The sequence below is a fragment of the Mycobacteriales bacterium genome (assembly GCA_035995165.1).
GTDB lineage: Bacteria > Actinomycetota > Actinomycetes > Mycobacteriales > CADCTP01 > CADCTP01.
This window is the reverse complement of sequence record DASYKU010000160.1, coordinates 1-14,873: the sequence shown is the minus strand read 5'-3', so window position 1 is coordinate 14,873 and position 14,873 is coordinate 1. Positions and strand designations below refer to the sequence as shown.

Here is a 14,873-nt window from a genome sequence, read left to right as displayed (position 1 = left end):
AGGAGGTCGCCCATGCTCCCCGAGGAGACCCTCGCCTACCCATCGATGCCGAATGCGGTCCTGAACCCGCCACTGGCGAACGCCCGGGAGTTCCTCGTCCACTCCGTGGACCTGGGCACGCTGCGGGCGACCGGCCTGGTGAACGACCTGCTCCCGGGGACGGACCCGGCCCCGAGTGCGATCAGCGTCGTGCGCCTGCCGCTGGCCGCCGGCGCGGTCTTCGCCGCCGCCCTCGCCCGGCTGCGGCGCGCGCTCAACGACCCGACCGGCGAGCGGGTCACCCCGAACTTCCAGCTCCAGCCGTGGGTCAGCCCCGGTGGCGAGTCGGGCCCGAGACCGGTGGCGATCGCCGCGCTCGACTACGGCCGGGCCCGGGCCGGCCGGGTGGCGACGATCGCGGTCTACGACAGCGGCGTGCTGGAGGACTACGTCACCTACGACCCCCGCGCGCACCTCAAGGCCGCGGGCACGGTGCCGGACGGGAACCCCGGTCCCGGCGCGGAGCCGACCTTGGTGCGGCACGGATCGTTCGTGGCCAGCCGGGTCTCGGCCGCGTCGAGCACGGCCAAGGTCAAGGCGGTCAAGGTCTTCGGGTCCACCGGCGGGGTCGACGACTTCACGCTCGCGACCGCGATCGACGCGTTCCTCAAGGTGAACCCGGACGTCTCGATCGTCAACCTGTCCTGCGGCACGTTCTCCGACGTCGCGCCGCTGGCACTGGCGACCGTCGTCCGCAACCACCCGCGCGTCCTCTGGGTCGCCGCGGCCGGCAACCTGACCACGATCGGCACCGGCGCCACGACGCTGCCGGCCTGGCCGGCGAACATGCCCGAGGTGATCGGCGTCGGCGCGCTGGACGCCAACAACAACAAGACCGCATTCACCGACCAGATCTCGGCCGACGTGTGGGCCCCGGGCGAGGCCGTGCTCGGCGTCGTCGGCAAGGGCATGCTGGCCGGCGTCGCCGCCGCGTTCAACGGCTACGCGACCTGGAGCGGCACCTCGTTCGCGGCCCCCTTCGTGGCCGCCCGGCTGGCCGACTTCATGGGCCAGTTCACCGCGCTGAACCCGCCGCCGCCCGGCACCGCCCTGGTCCGCGCGGCGCAGGAGTACCTCTACGGCGGGCCGCTGCCGGCGCTGCCGGCCCGGCCGACGATCCTCGTGACCTGACCGCCGTACCGCCCCCTGGGTCGCTAGGTGAGGACCCAGGGGGTGTGGGCGGGCGGGTGGCCGGGGCGGGTGCAGCGCAGCGCGAAGGTGGGCCCGGGCGGCCGGAGCAGGAACCGGCCGTCCGGGTCCACCGGCACGTCCGCCGCCGGCCCCCGCGGGGTGAGCACGGACAGCGTCACCCCGGCGGCCGGGCGGACCTGACCGCGCAGCTCGCCCGCCTGCAGCTCGCAGTCCACGGCCAGCTCGCCCAGCGCCCAGCTCAGCTCCCGGGCGGTGGTCCCGCCGCGGATCCCGGCCAGGGCCGGTTCGTCGGCCGAGTCGGCCACCAGCACGGCCAGCTCGCCGTCCAGCCGGACCCAGTCGCCGGCGGCCACCGCCGCCTCGACCACCCGCTCGGGTGGCTGCTCGTCCTCGTCGGTCAGCGCCGACCGCAAGAACGTCAGTATCTCGTCGTCGTCCATTGATTTTCTCCTTCGTTCCCCCAGGAGAGCCGAGGAGGTTCCACGGATACGGCTACCGCTCGATTACTTTGCGGAGCTGGGCCAGGCAGCGGCCGCGGGTCGGGCCGATGCTGCCGCGGGGGATGCCGAGCGTCGCGCTGACCTCCGTGTACGACGCGGCCGGGTCACGCATGAGCAGCGAGAGCAGCGCCCGGCAATGCTCGGACAGCTCGGCGAAGGCGGCCCGGACCAGCCGCTGCTGCTCGGCCCGCAGCACCGCGTCCTCGCCCTGCTCGGCGGCCGGGTCGGCGGTGTCCGCGACCGGGGCGAGCGGGTCGGCCGGGAGGTCGCGGCCGCGCCGGTGCAGCAGCCGGATGCTCTCCCGGCGGGCGGTGGTGGCCAGCCAGCCGCCGACCGCGGCCGGTTCCTTGAGGGTGGTCAGGTTGACCGCCAGCAGCAGCCAGCTGGCCTGGCTGACGTCCTCGGCGTCCTGCGGCGAGAGGCGCATCGTCCGGGTCACGGCCCAGACCGAGCGCGCGTACCGCCGGACGAGCTCCCGCCAGGCGTCCTGGTCACCGGCCCCGGCCGCGGCGACCAGCTGCTCGATCGGCACGTCCGACACGGCCCGATCTTGTCACGATCCAGGGCAGGATCGGGGTATGGAGAGCGCGACACAAGCGATACACCGGCTGAGCTCGTACGGCACGGACTACTACCAGCAGGTGCGGCTGGAGGACATGTCCGGCTGGCCCCCGCCGGTGGACGATCCGCGCGTCCTGGCCGGCCTGGTGCTCAACGACGTCGCCCGGCTCCCGTGGTTCCACAAGCGGTACCCGGCCGATCTGCCGCGGGTGCCGTTGCCGCGCTCGCTGCGGCCGACGACCGCGCCGGCCGTCGCCGTGCTGGCCGGTGCGGCCGGCGTCGCACCGGCGGCATGGGACCTGGCCGGGCTGTCCCGGCTGCTGCACCTGTCCGCCGGGGTGGTCCGTACCGTCGTGCGGCCGGGCGTGACCTGGCTGTTCCGGGCGGCCGGCTCGGCCGGCGGCCGCTTCCCCCTGGAGCTCTACGTCGCCGTCCCCGCGGGCGGCGGCGGCGCGGTCCCGGCCGGGGTGCACTGGTACGACCCGGCCGAGCATGCCCTGCTCCGGGTCGGGCCGCCGCCGCGCGGGGGCGTGCCGGCGGTGGTCGTGACCGGCGTGCCCTGGCGGACCGGCTGGCGCTACGGCGAGCGCGGCTTCCGGCACACCTACTGGGACGCCGGCACGATGCTGTCCCAGCTGCTGGCCGCGGCCGACTCGGCCGGACTGCCGGCGGCGCTGCACACCCGTTTCCCGGACGCCGCGGTGACCGCGCTCACCGGCGCCGACGGCGTGCACGAGTGGCCGGTGGCGGTCGTCGCGCTCGGCAATGGCGACCCGGCGCTGGAGCCCACCGGGCCGGCCGCCGCGGGCGAGGTCGACACCGCGCCCCGGGAGTTCCCGCTCGCGACGGCGGCCCAGCGCGCGGGCGACCTCGACCGGCTCGGCCGCCCCTGGGACCGCGGCGCCCCGGTGGCCGTCCCGCTGACCAGGAGCGCGCCGGTCGAGGACGTCGTGCTGGCCCGGACGTCCCAGCACCGGATGGCTCGCAACCGCACCCTGTCCGGCGACCTGCTGCGGACGGCGATGGCGGCCGCCCTGCGCGGGATCACCGTGCCGCACTTCGTCGCGGCGACCGGGGTCGACGGCCTCGCGCCCGGGGTCTACCGCTGGCCCGACCTCACCGCCCCGGTCCGCCCGGGGCTGGGGCGGGACGAGCTCTACCGGGTGTCGCTGGAGAGCGGGACCGCCCGGGACGCCGCGTTCGTGGTGATGGCGGCGACCGACGTGCCCGGCCTGGACGACCGCGAGTACCGGGAGGCGCAGCTGGCCGCCGGTCTGGTCGAGGGCCGGCTGCACCTGGTCGCGTACGCGCTCGGCGCGAGTGCCTGCGGCATGACGTTCCTGGACGAGGAGGTGCCGGCGCTGCTGGGGGAGCAGCTCGACCCGCTGCTGTTCACCTGCGTCGGCGTGCCGGAGTACACGGCCCGGGCCGGCGGCGCGCCGGGGTCGCCGACGGCCGTCGAGATCATCCCGCCGCGGGTGCTGGACGAGTGAGGTGGGTCAGCAGGGCGCCGCGGAACGCCGCGGGCTGGTCCAGGTGCGGCCCGTGCCCGGAGTCCTCCAACGCCACCTCGCGATACTCCCCGCCCGCCGCCGCGTACGCGGCCAGCACGGCCCGGGTCTGACCCACCATCGGCTGGGCCGGGTACGCCTCCGGGCCGGGCCAGCCCGGCACCACCCCGAGCGCGCCCAGGTGGGCCAGGTCGTACAGGGAGGTGTCGGAGACGATGACGTCGCCGGTGCCGCGGATCCACAGCACCGGCGGCTTGGGGTCCACAGTGGACAGACCGTCGAGCCGGAGGTGGGTCGGGGCGAGCGTGTTGAGGACGCCGCGGTCGCCCGGACCGACGCCGGGCCAGGTGTCCACTGTGGACGACGTACCGGGGTAGAAGTCGTCGCCGAGGCGGGTCGAGAGCATCGACTCCACGAACGCGTCCAGCGGCTCGGGCACGCACGGCGGGGCCACGTAGTGCGCCAGCAGGACGTTGCGAGGGGAGAGCGGGGAGTCCTCACCGCGGTCGCCGGCCCGCAGGTGCTCGACGAACTCGGCGTTCGCGGTGCCGCCGCCGGTCCCGGCGCCGGCCGGGTCGACCAGCCGGCCGTCGAGCCCGGCGGTGCCGCCGAACCCGTACGGCGAGACCGGCGCGACCAGCGTGAGCGAGGCGACCCGCTCCGGCGCGTCGAGCAGGAACTGCATGACCACGCCACCGCCGAGGCTCCAGCCGACCAGGTGCACCCGGTCCAGCTCCAGCGCGTCGAGCAGCGCGGCCAGGTCCTCGGCCCAGTCCCGGACGCCCCGGGTCGCGTCGACCGGCTCCGGGTCGGTGTCGCCGAACCCGCGCAGGTCCACCGCCAGTGGCCGGAACCCCGCCGGCAGCGCCAGCATCGTCGGCTGCCAGAACAGCGCGGAGGACACGTTGCCGTGTACGAACAGGACCGGCTCGCCCTCGTCCCGGGCCGAGAGGATGTTCTGGGTCAGCCGCGCCGTCGGCACCCGCCGGGCTTCGACGCCTGCCATCAGCGTCGTCACCGGGCGCTCCAGCCGCCGTCGAGCACCAGCGAGCTGCCGTTGACGAACGAGGCGTCCTCGGAGCAGAGATAGGAGACGGCCGCCCCGACCTCGGCCGGCTCGATCAGCCGCTTGATCGCCGGCTCGGTCAGCATGATCTTCTCGACGACCTCGTCCTCGCTGATCCCGTTGATCCGGGCCTGGTCCGCGATCTGCCCCTCCACCAGCGGCGTCCGCACGTACGCGGGGCAGACCGTGTTGGAGGTGACGCCGCGCGGGCCGCCCTCCAGCGCGACGGTCTTGGACAGGCCCTCGGTCGCGTGCTTGGCCGCCACGTACGCGCTCTTGTACGGCGACGCGCGGATCCCGTGCACCGAGGAGATGTGCACGACCCGGCCCCAGCCGTTGGCGTACATGCCGGGCAGGACCGAGCGCAGGATGAGGAACGGGGCCTCGACCATCAGCGTGAGGATCCGGTGGAACTGCTCCGGCGGGAAGTCCTCGATCGGCGCGACGTGCTGGATCCCGGCGCAGTTCACGACGATGTCGGCAGTGAGCTGCAGCCGCTGGACCGCCTCGGTGTCGGTGAGGTCGATGGCCAGCCCGTCGCCGCCGAGCGCCTTCGCCTGGTCCACCACCTGCTCGTCCCGGTCCAGCAGCAGGACGGTGGCGCCGTCGGCCGCCAGCCGCTCGGCGCAGGCCCGCCCGATTCCCGACGCGGCCCCGGTGACCAGCGCCACCCGCCCGTGCAGATCGCTCATCGGGCCCTCCCTCCGGCTCGCGCCCATCGTAGGAGGATCAGCCCTCCAGCCCTCCCCGGGCGACGGTGAGCGCGTCGTCGACGGCGGTCGCGAGCAGGCCGCGGCCGCCTCCCGGTCCTTCGGCCCGGCCAGGAACCGGACCGTCACCTCGTCCGGGTCGTGCAGGGTGCCCACCGGCGCGATCCGCCCGGCCCCCCGCGGACGCCACGGCCGCACCCTAGGGTGGACGGCGTGCGGGAACTGGATCCGCGGCGGGCCCGGGTGTTCGGGGCGACCGCGGAGGACTACGACCGGTACCGGCCGAGCTACCCGCCCGCGGCGGTCGCCTGGCTGGTCCCGCCGGGTGCGACCCAGGTCGCCGACGTCGGGGCCGGCACCGGGAAGCTGACCGGGCCGCTGGTGGCGCTGGGCCTCCAGGTCGCGGCGATCGAGCCCGATCCGGCGATGCTGGCGGTGTTGCGCCGCGAGCACCCGGGCGCGGTGCCGTACCTGGCCGGCGCCGAGGCGCTGCCGCTGCCGGACGCGAGCGTGGACGCGGTGCTGGCCGGGCAGGCCTGGCACTGGTTCGACCACGAACGGGCGGTGGCCGAGGTACGGCGGGTGCTGCGTCCCGGCGGCGTGCTCGGCCTGGCCTGGAACGGGCCGGACCCGCGCGACCTCTGGGAGTACGACCTGGCCCGCCTCGACCCCGACACCGGCGGCCACGACTTCGTCGCCGACCCGGCCGCCGAGCCGATGACGGTGCCGGGGCTGCCGGCGGCGGAGCTGGAGGAGGCGAACTTCCCCTGGCTGCGGGAGATCGACGGGCCCCGGCTGCGGGGCCGGCTGCTGACCCACTCGGCGTTCGTGGTGCTGCCCCCGGCCGAGCGGGACGCGCTGATCGACTCGATGGTCGCGGTGGTCACGGCCGAGGCCGAGCGACAGGGCACCCCGACGGTCCGGCTGCGCCAGTCCGCCCACTGCGTCCGCTGGCGCCCGTAGCTAGCCGGCGTCGGTGACCTTGCCGGCGTCGACCTCCAGGTGCCGGGTGGTCCGCACGACCTCGAGCATGTTCCGGTCGTGGGTGACCAGCAGCAGCGTCCCCTGGTACGAGTCGAGGGCCGACTCCAGCTGCTCGATCGCGGGCAGGTCGAGGTGGTTGGTCGGCTCGTCCAGCACCAGCAGGTTGACCCCGGCCGCCTGCAGCAGCGCCAGCGCGGCCCGGGTCCGCTCGCCCGGGGACAGCGTGGCCGCCGGCCGCAGCACGTGCTCGGCCCGCAGCCCGAACTTCGCCAGCAGCGTCCGGGCCTCGGCCGGCAGCAGCCCGGCTGCCGTCGAGAACGCGTCCAGCAGCGCCTCGCCGCCCAGGAACAGCCCGCGGGCCTGGTCGATCTCGCCCACCACCACGCCCGGCCCGAGATCGGCCACGCCCTCGTCCAGGGTGACCCGGCCGAGCATCGCGGCCAGCAGCGTCGACTTGCCCGAGCCGTTCGCGCCGGTGATCGCGACCCGGTCGGCCCAGTCGATCTGCAGGTCGACCGGCCCGAGCGTGAACGACCCCCGCCGGACGACCACCCCGCGCAGCGAGGCCACGATCGCGCCGGACCGCGGCGCCGCCGCCACCTGCATCTGCAGCTCCCACTCCTTGCGCGGCTCCTCGACGACGTCGAGCCGCTCGATCATCCGATCGGTCTGCTTGGCCTTGGCCGCCTGCTTCTCGCTGGTCGCGACCTGGTGCGCCCGGATGTTCTTGTCCGGCTCGGAGGCCATCTTGCGGCGGGAGGCCCGTACGCCCTTGTCGGCCCAGGCCCGCTGGGTCCGCGACCGCGCCTCCAGGCCGGCCTTCGTCTCGGCGTACTCCTCGAAGTCGGCGCGGGCGTGCCGGCGCAGCAGCTCGCGCTCGGCCAGGTAGCCGGCGTACCCGCCGCCGTACCGACGGACCTGGTGCTGGGGCAGGTCCAGCTCCAGGACCCGGTCGACCGTACGGTCCAGGAACCGGCGGTCGTGGCTGACCAGGACCGTCCCGGCCCGCAGGCCCAGCACGAACTCCTCCAGCGTGGCCAGTCCGGCCAGGTCGAGGTCGTTGGTCGGCTCGTCCAGCAGCACCACGTCGTAGCGGGACAGCAGCAGCGAGGCCAGCCCGGCCCGGGCCGCCTGCCCGCCGGACAGGCCCGAGGTCGGCCGGTCCAGCTCGACGCCCAGCCCGAGGTCGGCGGCGACCTGCTCGGCCCGCTCGTCCAGGTCGGCCGCGCCGAGGCCGAGCCAGCGCTCGAGCGCGGCCGCGTACGCGTCGTCGGCGCCGCGCTCGCCGGTCTCCAGCGCCGTCCCGGCGGCGTCCAGGGCCTGCTGGGCCGCGGCCACCCCGGTCCGCCGGGCCAGGAAGTCCCGCACGCTCTCGCCCGTACGGTCCGGCTCCTGAGGCAGGTAGCCGACGGTCGCGGTCGGCGGGCTCAGCGAGACCGTGCCCTGCTCGGGCTGGTCCAGCCCGGCCAGGATCCGCAGCAGCGTCGACTTGCCGGCCCCGTTCGGCCCGACCAGGCCGATCACGTCGCCCGGGGCCACGATCAGGTCGAGGCCGGAGAACAGCTCGAGGTTGCCGTGCCCCGCCGTCAGCTGCCGGGCCGTCACCGTCGCGCTCATCGGGTCAGGATGCTACGCGGTACCGGCTCGGTCACCGATCGATAAAGGCCGGGCTCCCCCATACCAGTCCTGTGCCACCGTGCACCATGACGACCACCCTGGCCGCGCCGGCCGAGATCGAGCGCGAGTTCACCGTCCGCTCCCGCAGCCAGCTGCAGCTCGCGGTCCGGCGGTTCCGCCGCAACGGGCTGGCGATGGGTGGCCTGGTCACGTTCCTGCTCATGCTGCTCGCCGCGTTCGCCGGCCCGCACTTCTTCTCCTACCGGTTCGACGCGCAGAGCACGACGCTCTCGGCCCCGCCCGGCACCGACGGGCACCTGTTCGGCACCGACACGATCGGCCGGGACGTGCTGCTGCTGACGCTGCGCGGGATCCAGTGGTCGATGCTCATGGCCGCGGTGTTCGTCGTCGTCGCCTGCCTGCTCGGGATCCTGGTCGGCGCGGTCTCCGGCTACTTCGGCGGGCTCGTCGACGACGTGCTCATGCGCGCGGTCGACATCACGCTGACGCTGCCGTTCCTGGCCGTGGTGATCGTGGTCGCGGCGGCGTACCCGAGCGCCCGGTCGCCGATCGGCGTCGCCGTGCTCATCGCGTTGTTCAGCTGGATGGCGCTGGCCCGGATCGTGCGGGCCAGCTTCCTGTCCCTGCGCGAGCGCGAGTACGTCGAGGCCGCGCAGGCGCTCGGCGCCTCCGACCGGCGGATCGTGATCCGGCACCTGATCCCCAACTCGCTCGGCCAGATCATCGTCTGGGCCACCCTCGGGGCGACCGGCGCGATCGGCGCCGAGGCCGCGCTGAGCTTCCTCGGCTACGGCGTGCAGGGCTCGGACATCTCCCTCGGCCGGCTGGTCGCGGAGGGCGCGGCCGCGGCCGCCAGCCGGCCCTGGCTGTTCTACTTCCCGGGGCTGACGCTGCTGCTGATCGTGCTGGCGGTCAGCCTGGTCGGCGACGGCATCCAGGACGCGTTCGACCCGTCCGCCACCCGCAACCGCTGACGCCGATCGGACCCGGCCGCCGGCCGGACCCGGCTGCTGGTCAGACCCGGCCGCGGAAGCGGTCGGCGGCGACGAGCAGGGCCGCGTCGCCGCTGCGGGCGTGCTCCCGCAGCGCCGCCTCGGTCAGCTTGATCACGTGCTCGTCGCCGTGCTCGACGGCCCGGCCGATCAGCTCGGCCGCCGGCGGCACTTCCTCGGCGTCGGCCTCGAAAGGCTCGCTCTCGGCCGCCAGCCGCGGCGAGGCGAACCCGGCCACGATGGCGCCGACCGACTGCCAGGCCGCGGCGACGCTCGCGGTCCGGACCGCCGGCGGCAGCTCCGGCAGCACCAGCCGTACGGCGGCGGGCGCGGTGACCGCGTGGCAGAAGGCGATCGGCGCGTCCTCGCGGGCGGCCAGCACCCGGGCCGCGGCGCCGATCAGCTCGTCCAGCGCTGCGTCCGGGTCGGCCGGCGGCCCCCAGTCGTCGAGCCGGTCCGGGAACCGGGTCAGGTGCCGGACGGCCTTCAGCCGGCCCATCACGGCCGGGCCCTCGTCCGGCACGTCCGGGTCGAGCCGGGGCAGCCCCGCGATCGCCGGCACCGCCGGCAGCCGGCCGGCCAATCCCGGCCGGCCCGGCAGGGGCTGGTAGCGGGCGGCCCAGAAGGCCAGCCCCTGCGCGAGCTCGTCGACCAGCAGCGGGTCGGGGTCGTCCCCGGCCGTCCGCAGCGACCGGACCGCGTGCGCGGTCCGGATCACCCCGTGCGTCGCGCTCGCGGCCAGGCCCGGCAGCAGCCGCGGCCACCAGCGCTGCAGCAGCTCGTGCCAGCCCGTCTCCGCCGCCTCCCGCCGCAGGTACGCCGTCCAGTCGCCGAACAGCCGCTCGTCGCCGAGGTGCTCGAACCAGTCCGCGTCGCCGAGCCCGCGCACCACCTCCGGCGCGGAGTCGAGCTTGGGCAGGTAGCCGGCGACCCAGCCCTCGATCTCGGCCGCGGCCCCGATCCGGACCAGCGCCTCGGCCGCCATCGGGCCGTGGTTGGCCAGGAAGCCGTTGAACTCCGGGCCGGTCCGGCGGAACCGGTCCAGGGCCTCGAGCAGCGCACCGTCGGTCATCGGCCCACCGTCGGGCCCGCGGCCCGGCCTCGTCAACCCTCGGTCACATCGGAGGCGGCGCGGACGTCAACGGGAGGCGCGGACGTCGACGGGGAAACGGAAGGATGCGGACGTGGACGACGAGACCTGGCTGGCCGAGCGGTTCGAGACGCACCGGGCGCACCTGCGCTCGGTGGCGTACCGGATGCTGGGTCCGGTGCCGAGGCCGACGACGCGGTCCAGGAGGCCTGGCTGCGGCTGAGCCGCTCCGACACCGGCGAGGTCGCCAACCTCGGCGGCTGGCTGACCACGACAGTGGCCCGGGTGTCGCTGGACATGCTGCGCCGCCGGGCGTCGCGGCGGGAGGCGGCGGTCGAGCTGCCGGACCTGCCCGACGAGGGCGCCGATCCCGAGCACGAGGCGGTGCTGGCCGACTCGGTCGGTCCGGCGCTGCTCGTCGTGCTGGACACGCTGAGCCCGGCCGAGCGGCTGGCGTTCGTGCTGCACGACCTGTTCGCGGTGCCGTTCGACGAGATCGCGCCGATCGTGCGGCGGACCCGCCGGAGCGCGGCAGCTGGCCAGCCGGGCCCGCCGCCGGGTCCGCGGCCCCGAGCCGCCGGACGCCGACCCCGGGCGGCAGCGCCGGATCGTGGATCGGCGACGTCATCGCCGAGGTCGAGATGCTCTCGGACGAGGCCACCGTGGCCGGGCTGGAGCTCTCGTACTGAGACCCGGTGCCCGTCGCAGCGGGCGTAGCGTCGGCCGCATGGAGCGTTTTCGGATGCTCGTCGGCGGCAAGCCGGTCGACGCACTGTCGGGCCGGACGTTCGAGTCGGAGAACCCGTACACGGGCGAGGCCTGGGCGTCGGTGCCCGACGGCGGCCCGGAGGACGTGGACGCGGCCGTCGCCGCGGCCCGCGCCGCGCTGGACGGCGAGTGGGGGGCGATGACCGGCTTCGGCCGGGCCGCGCTCCTGCACCGGCTGGCCGGGCTCATCGACGACAACGCGGAGCGGCTGGCCCGGCTGGAGGTCAACGACTCCGGCAAGCTCTACCGGGAGATGATCGGGCAGCTGCGCGGGCTCGGCGGCTGGTACCGCTGGTTCGGCGGGCTGGCCGACAAGCTCGAGGGCCGGCAGATCCCCTCGCCCAACCCGGACTACCTCGTCTACACCCGGCGCGAACCGGTCGGCGTGGTCGCCGCGATCACCCCGTGGAACTCGCCGCTGCTGCTGATGAGCTGGAAGCTCGCCCCCGCGCTGGCCGCCGGCTGCACGGTCGTGATCAAGCCGTCCGAGCACTCGCCGGTGTCCACCCTCGGCTTCGCATCGCTCGTGACCGAGGCCGGCTTTCCGGACGGCGTGGTGAACGTCGTCACCGGGCTGTCCCGGGAGACCGGGGCGGCGCTGGCCGCGCACCCCGGCGTGGACAAGGTCGCGTTCACCGGCTCGACCGCGACCGGGCGGGCGGTCGCCCGGGCCGCGGCCGAGAACATCACCAAGGTCACGCTGGAGCTCGGCGGCAAGTCGCCGCAGGTGGTCTTCCCCGACGCCGACCTGGCCGCGGCCGCCAACGGCGTGGTCGCCGGCGTCTTCGCCGCCACCGGCCAGACCTGCATGGCGGGGTCCCGGCTGATCGTGCACGCGGACGTGCACGACGAGCTGGTCCGGCTGATCGCCGAGCGGGCGTCCCGGATCCGGCTCGGCGACCCGAACGCGGCCGAGACCGAGATGGGCCCGGTCGCCAACCGCCCGCAGTACGAGAAGGTGCTCGGCTACCTTTCGACGGCGCGGGCCGAGGGTGCCACCGTCGCGTACGGCGGGGCGGCCGAGGACGGGCTGTTCGTGCAGCCGACCGTGCTGACCGGGGTGACGCCGGCCTCGACCGTCTACCGCGAAGAGGTCTTCGGGCCGGTGCTGGCCGCGGTGCCGTTCACCTCCGAGGAGGAGGCGGTCACGCTCGCCAACGACACTCCGTACGGGCTGGCGGGGGCGGTGTGGACGAAAGACGTGCACCGGGCCCACCGGGTCGCGGCGAAGATCCGGGCCGGCACGGTCTGGATCAACGCGTACCGGGTGGTGGCGCCGAACGTGCCGTTCGGCGGGTTCGGCAGCTCCGGGCTCGGGCGGGAGAACGGGCTGCACGCGGTCGACGAGTACCTGCAGGAGAAGGCGGTCTGGGTCGAGCTCACCGGCGGCACCCGCGACCCCTTCACCCTCGGCTGAGGCTTGCATCGTGCAACTACTGGCGGCTTGCTGATAATCGCGCGGGAATGTCACCGGGCGCCGCTACCGTGCCGCGCATGGAAGCCCTCGCCCGGTTCGTGCTGCGTCACCGGCTGCTCGTCGCGCTCGGCTGGCTCGTCCTGCTCGTCGGCGGCGGGATCGCCGCGGGCCCGGCCGCCGGGCGGCTGACGTTCGACTTCTCGCTGCCGGGCCAGCCCGGCTACGAGACCGAGCAGCAGCTGATCGGCACGTTCGGCACGAGTACGGCCGACACGCTCATCCCGGTGCTCACGGTCCCGGCCGGTTCGACGGTGCAGCAGCACGCGGCGGACATCGCCAGCGTGTTCCAGACCGTCCGGACGAAGCTGCCGCAGGCGCGGGTCGTCGACCTCGCCAGCACCGGCGACCAGCGCTTCGTCACCGACGACGGCCGCAGCACGTTCGCGCTCATCCAGGGACCGGAGCCGCAGGGCTTCGGACCCGGCCTGGACGCGGACCTCAAGCCGGTCCTGGCCCAGGCCGCGCAGGCGGCGGGGCTGGAGACCGGACTGACGTCGTACAACCTGCTGGCCGCCGGCGGGTCGACGGACGGGCCGTCCGTCCTGGTGGAGACGTTGTTCGGGGCGCTCGGCGCGCTCGCCGTGCTGGTCTTCGTGTTCGCCTCGTTCCTGGCGTTGGTGCCGCTGGTGATCGCGGCCGTCTCGATCCTCACGACGTTCCTGCTCGTGCTCGGGCTGACCTACCTCACCGACGTGAGCTTCGTCGTCCAGTTCCTCATCGCCCTGGTCGGCCTCGGCGTCGCGATCGACTACTCGCTGCTGCTCGTCTCGCGCTGGCGGGAGGAACGCGCACACGGCCGCAGCAACGACGAGGCCGTCGTCGTCGCCGTGCAGACAGCCGGGCACGCCGTGCTCGCCTCCGGCGTGACCGTGGCGATCAGCCTGCTGGCGCTGCTGGTCGTGCCGGTCCCGTTCCTGCGCAGCATGGGCCTCGGCGGCATGCTCATCCCGCTGGTCAGCGTCGCCGTCGTGCTGACGCTGCTGCCCGCGCTGCTGTCCAAGATCGGCCCGAAGGTCGACTTCCCGCGGATCCGGCACGACGCGGTCGCCGCCCGCGGCTGGTCGGCCTGGGCCCGGCTCATCGTCCGGCGCCGCTGGATCGCCGCCGCGGCCGCGATCGTCGCGCTGGGCTTCCTCATCGCGCCGGTCTTCGGGCTGAAGATCGGCCAGGCCGGCCCGGACTCGCTGGCCCGCAGCGGTCCGGCGTACCAGACCCTGCAGGCGCTGCGGTCCGGCGGCGTCGGCGACGGCGTGCTCACCCCGATCGAGCTGCTGGTGCCGGACGCGCAGGCCGACGCCGCGGTCACGGCGGCCAGGTCGGTCGAGGGCGTCCGGACGGCCGCCATCGGCGGCAGCAAGGGCGGCACCACGGTCGTCGACGTGCTGCCGCAGCAGGCGACCGTCGACAGCGGCAGCAACGGGGTCACCGACGACGTCCGGACCGCCGTCGAGCAGGCGACGAACGGGTCCGCGGGCGTGGCCGGGACCGGCGCGATCATCCAGGACTACTTCCGCGCCGTGTACGACAACTTCCCGTACGTGCTGCTGCTCATCGCGGTGATCACGTTCGTCCTGCTGGTGCGGACGTTCCGCTCGGTGCTGCTGCCGGTGAAGGCGGTCCTGCTCAACCTCGTCTCGCTGGCCGCGGTGTTCGGCGCCGTCACCTTCTTCTGGCAGCACGGCCACGGGTCGAACGCGGTCTTCGGCGTGTCCCAGACCGGCGCGATCACGTTCTGGCTGCCCGTGATCATCTTCGCGTTCCTGTTCGGGCTCTCGATGGACTACGAGGTGTTCATCCTGGCCCGGATGCGGGAGGAGTACGACGGGACCGGCTCGACGGCCAAGGCCGTCGTCACCGGGCTCGGGCGGACCGGCCGGCTGGTCACCTCGGCCGCGCTGATCCTCTTCTTCTCCTTCGCCGCGCTGGCGTCCTCACCCGGCACCGACATCAAGGTGCTCGGCACCGCGCTCGGCGTCGGGATCCTCATCGACGCGACGCTGGTCCGGGCCCTGCTCGTGCCGGCGCTGGTGAGCCTGTTCGGCCGCTGGAACTGGTGGCTGCCGGGCTGGCTGGCCCGGCTGCTGCTGGTCGAGCCGTCGCCGGTCGCGCCGGCCGGCGGTGACCGGCCGTCGTCCGACCCGGACGACGCGCCGGAGCGCGAACTGCAGCAGGTCTGACGCGGCGCGGCGCGGCCGGTCGCGGCGCGACGCGGGTCTGGTCGCTGCGGGCGACGATCGGGACGAAGTGCACGCCCGGCTGGCCGCGACCGACGCGGCCCGGCAACGCCTGCGGGAGCTGGGCGAGGAGGACTGGACCGTCCGGACACCCTCGAACGCCTCCAGGGCATGGTACGACTTCCGCCGCCGCCGCCGCCGCCGCCGCCGC

The 14,873-nt window shown here is 74.9% G+C and carries 12 protein-coding genes and 1 pseudogene; 7 read left to right on the top strand and 6 right to left on the bottom strand.

All coding sequences use genetic code 11. The annotated features are described in order from the left end of the window. Positions 1-45: 45 nt before the first annotated feature. Positions 46-1,170, top strand: a complete 1,125-nt coding sequence (locus VGP36_25890; GenBank protein HEV7658145.1) for a S8/S53 family peptidase — start codon at positions 46-48, stop codon at positions 1,168-1,170. 23 nt (positions 1,171-1,193) lie between these two features. Here the strand turns inward: VGP36_25890 and VGP36_25885 are convergent, their stop codons facing one another. Further along, complete coding sequence (locus tag VGP36_25885) at positions 1,194-1,631, bottom strand: hypothetical protein (GenBank protein HEV7658144.1); 438 nt, start codon at positions 1,629-1,631, stop codon at positions 1,194-1,196. A 52-nt stretch (positions 1,632-1,683) separates the two neighbouring features. Beyond that, the gene (locus VGP36_25880) at positions 1,684-2,232 is read right to left on the bottom strand and encodes a sigma-70 family RNA polymerase sigma factor (GenBank protein ID HEV7658143.1); all 549 of its coding nucleotides are present in this window, start codon (positions 2,230-2,232) and stop codon (positions 1,684-1,686) included. A gap of 37 nt (positions 2,233-2,269) precedes the next feature. On the opposite strand from VGP36_25880, the gene VGP36_25875 reads away from it, so the two are divergent. Further along, positions 2,270-3,745: a hypothetical protein gene (locus VGP36_25875; protein HEV7658142.1), complete on the top strand. Its 1,476-nt coding sequence runs from the start codon at positions 2,270-2,272 to the stop codon at positions 3,743-3,745. On the opposite strand, the gene VGP36_25870 is transcribed toward VGP36_25875, so the two are convergent. Further along, positions 3,717-4,781, bottom strand: a complete 1,065-nt coding sequence (locus VGP36_25870; protein ID HEV7658141.1) for an alpha/beta hydrolase — start codon at positions 4,779-4,781, stop codon at positions 3,717-3,719. The two genes, VGP36_25875 and VGP36_25870, sit on opposite strands and share 29 nt — an antisense overlap. Continuing rightward, a complete protein-coding gene (locus VGP36_25865; GenBank protein ID HEV7658140.1) occupies positions 4,778-5,521 on the bottom strand; it encodes a 3-hydroxybutyrate dehydrogenase in 744 nt (247 codons plus the stop codon). Before VGP36_25865 ends, VGP36_25870 begins: the two co-directional genes overlap by 4 nt. A 231-nt stretch (positions 5,522-5,752) precedes the next feature. On the opposite strand from VGP36_25865, the gene VGP36_25860 reads away from it, so the two are divergent. Continuing rightward, a complete protein-coding gene (locus VGP36_25860; protein ID HEV7658139.1) occupies positions 5,753-6,502 on the top strand; it encodes a class I SAM-dependent methyltransferase in 750 nt (249 codons plus the stop codon). Here the strand turns inward: VGP36_25860 and VGP36_25855 are convergent, their stop codons facing one another. Continuing rightward, the gene (locus VGP36_25855; protein HEV7658138.1) at positions 6,503-8,140 is read right to left on the bottom strand and encodes an ABC-F family ATP-binding cassette domain-containing protein; all 1,638 of its coding nucleotides are present in this window, start codon (positions 8,138-8,140) and stop codon (positions 6,503-6,505) included. An 86-nt stretch (positions 8,141-8,226) separates the two neighbouring features. On the opposite strand from VGP36_25855, the gene VGP36_25850 reads away from it, so the two are divergent. Then, positions 8,227-9,135, top strand: a complete 909-nt coding sequence (locus VGP36_25850) for an ABC transporter permease (GenBank protein HEV7658137.1) — start codon at positions 8,227-8,229, stop codon at positions 9,133-9,135. Positions 9,136-9,175: 40 nt separating this feature from the next. Here the strand turns inward: VGP36_25850 and VGP36_25845 are convergent, their stop codons facing one another. Next, the gene (locus tag VGP36_25845; GenBank protein HEV7658136.1) at positions 9,176-10,225 is read right to left on the bottom strand and encodes a hypothetical protein; all 1,050 of its coding nucleotides are present in this window, start codon (positions 10,223-10,225) and stop codon (positions 9,176-9,178) included. A 112-nt stretch (positions 10,226-10,337) separates the two neighbouring features. Between VGP36_25845 and VGP36_25840 the strand changes: the two are divergent. The 3 genes and pseudogenes from VGP36_25840 (at position 10,338) to VGP36_25830 (ending at position 14,665) form a co-directional block, all read left to right on the top strand. Continuing rightward, positions 10,338-10,859 (top strand): annotated as a pseudogene (locus VGP36_25840) (sigma-70 family RNA polymerase sigma factor). Positions 10,860-10,970: 111 nt separating this feature from the next. Beyond that, positions 10,971-12,428, top strand: coding sequence for an aldehyde dehydrogenase (locus tag VGP36_25835; protein HEV7658135.1), 1,458 nt, complete (start codon positions 10,971-10,973; stop codon positions 12,426-12,428). Positions 12,429-12,505: 77 nt separating this feature from the next. Continuing rightward, positions 12,506-14,665 carry an MMPL family transporter gene (locus VGP36_25830; protein HEV7658134.1) on the top strand — a complete coding sequence of 720 codons (2,160 nt, stop codon included), beginning with the start codon at positions 12,506-12,508 and terminating at the stop codon, positions 14,663-14,665. Positions 14,666-14,873 lie beyond the last annotated feature (208 nt).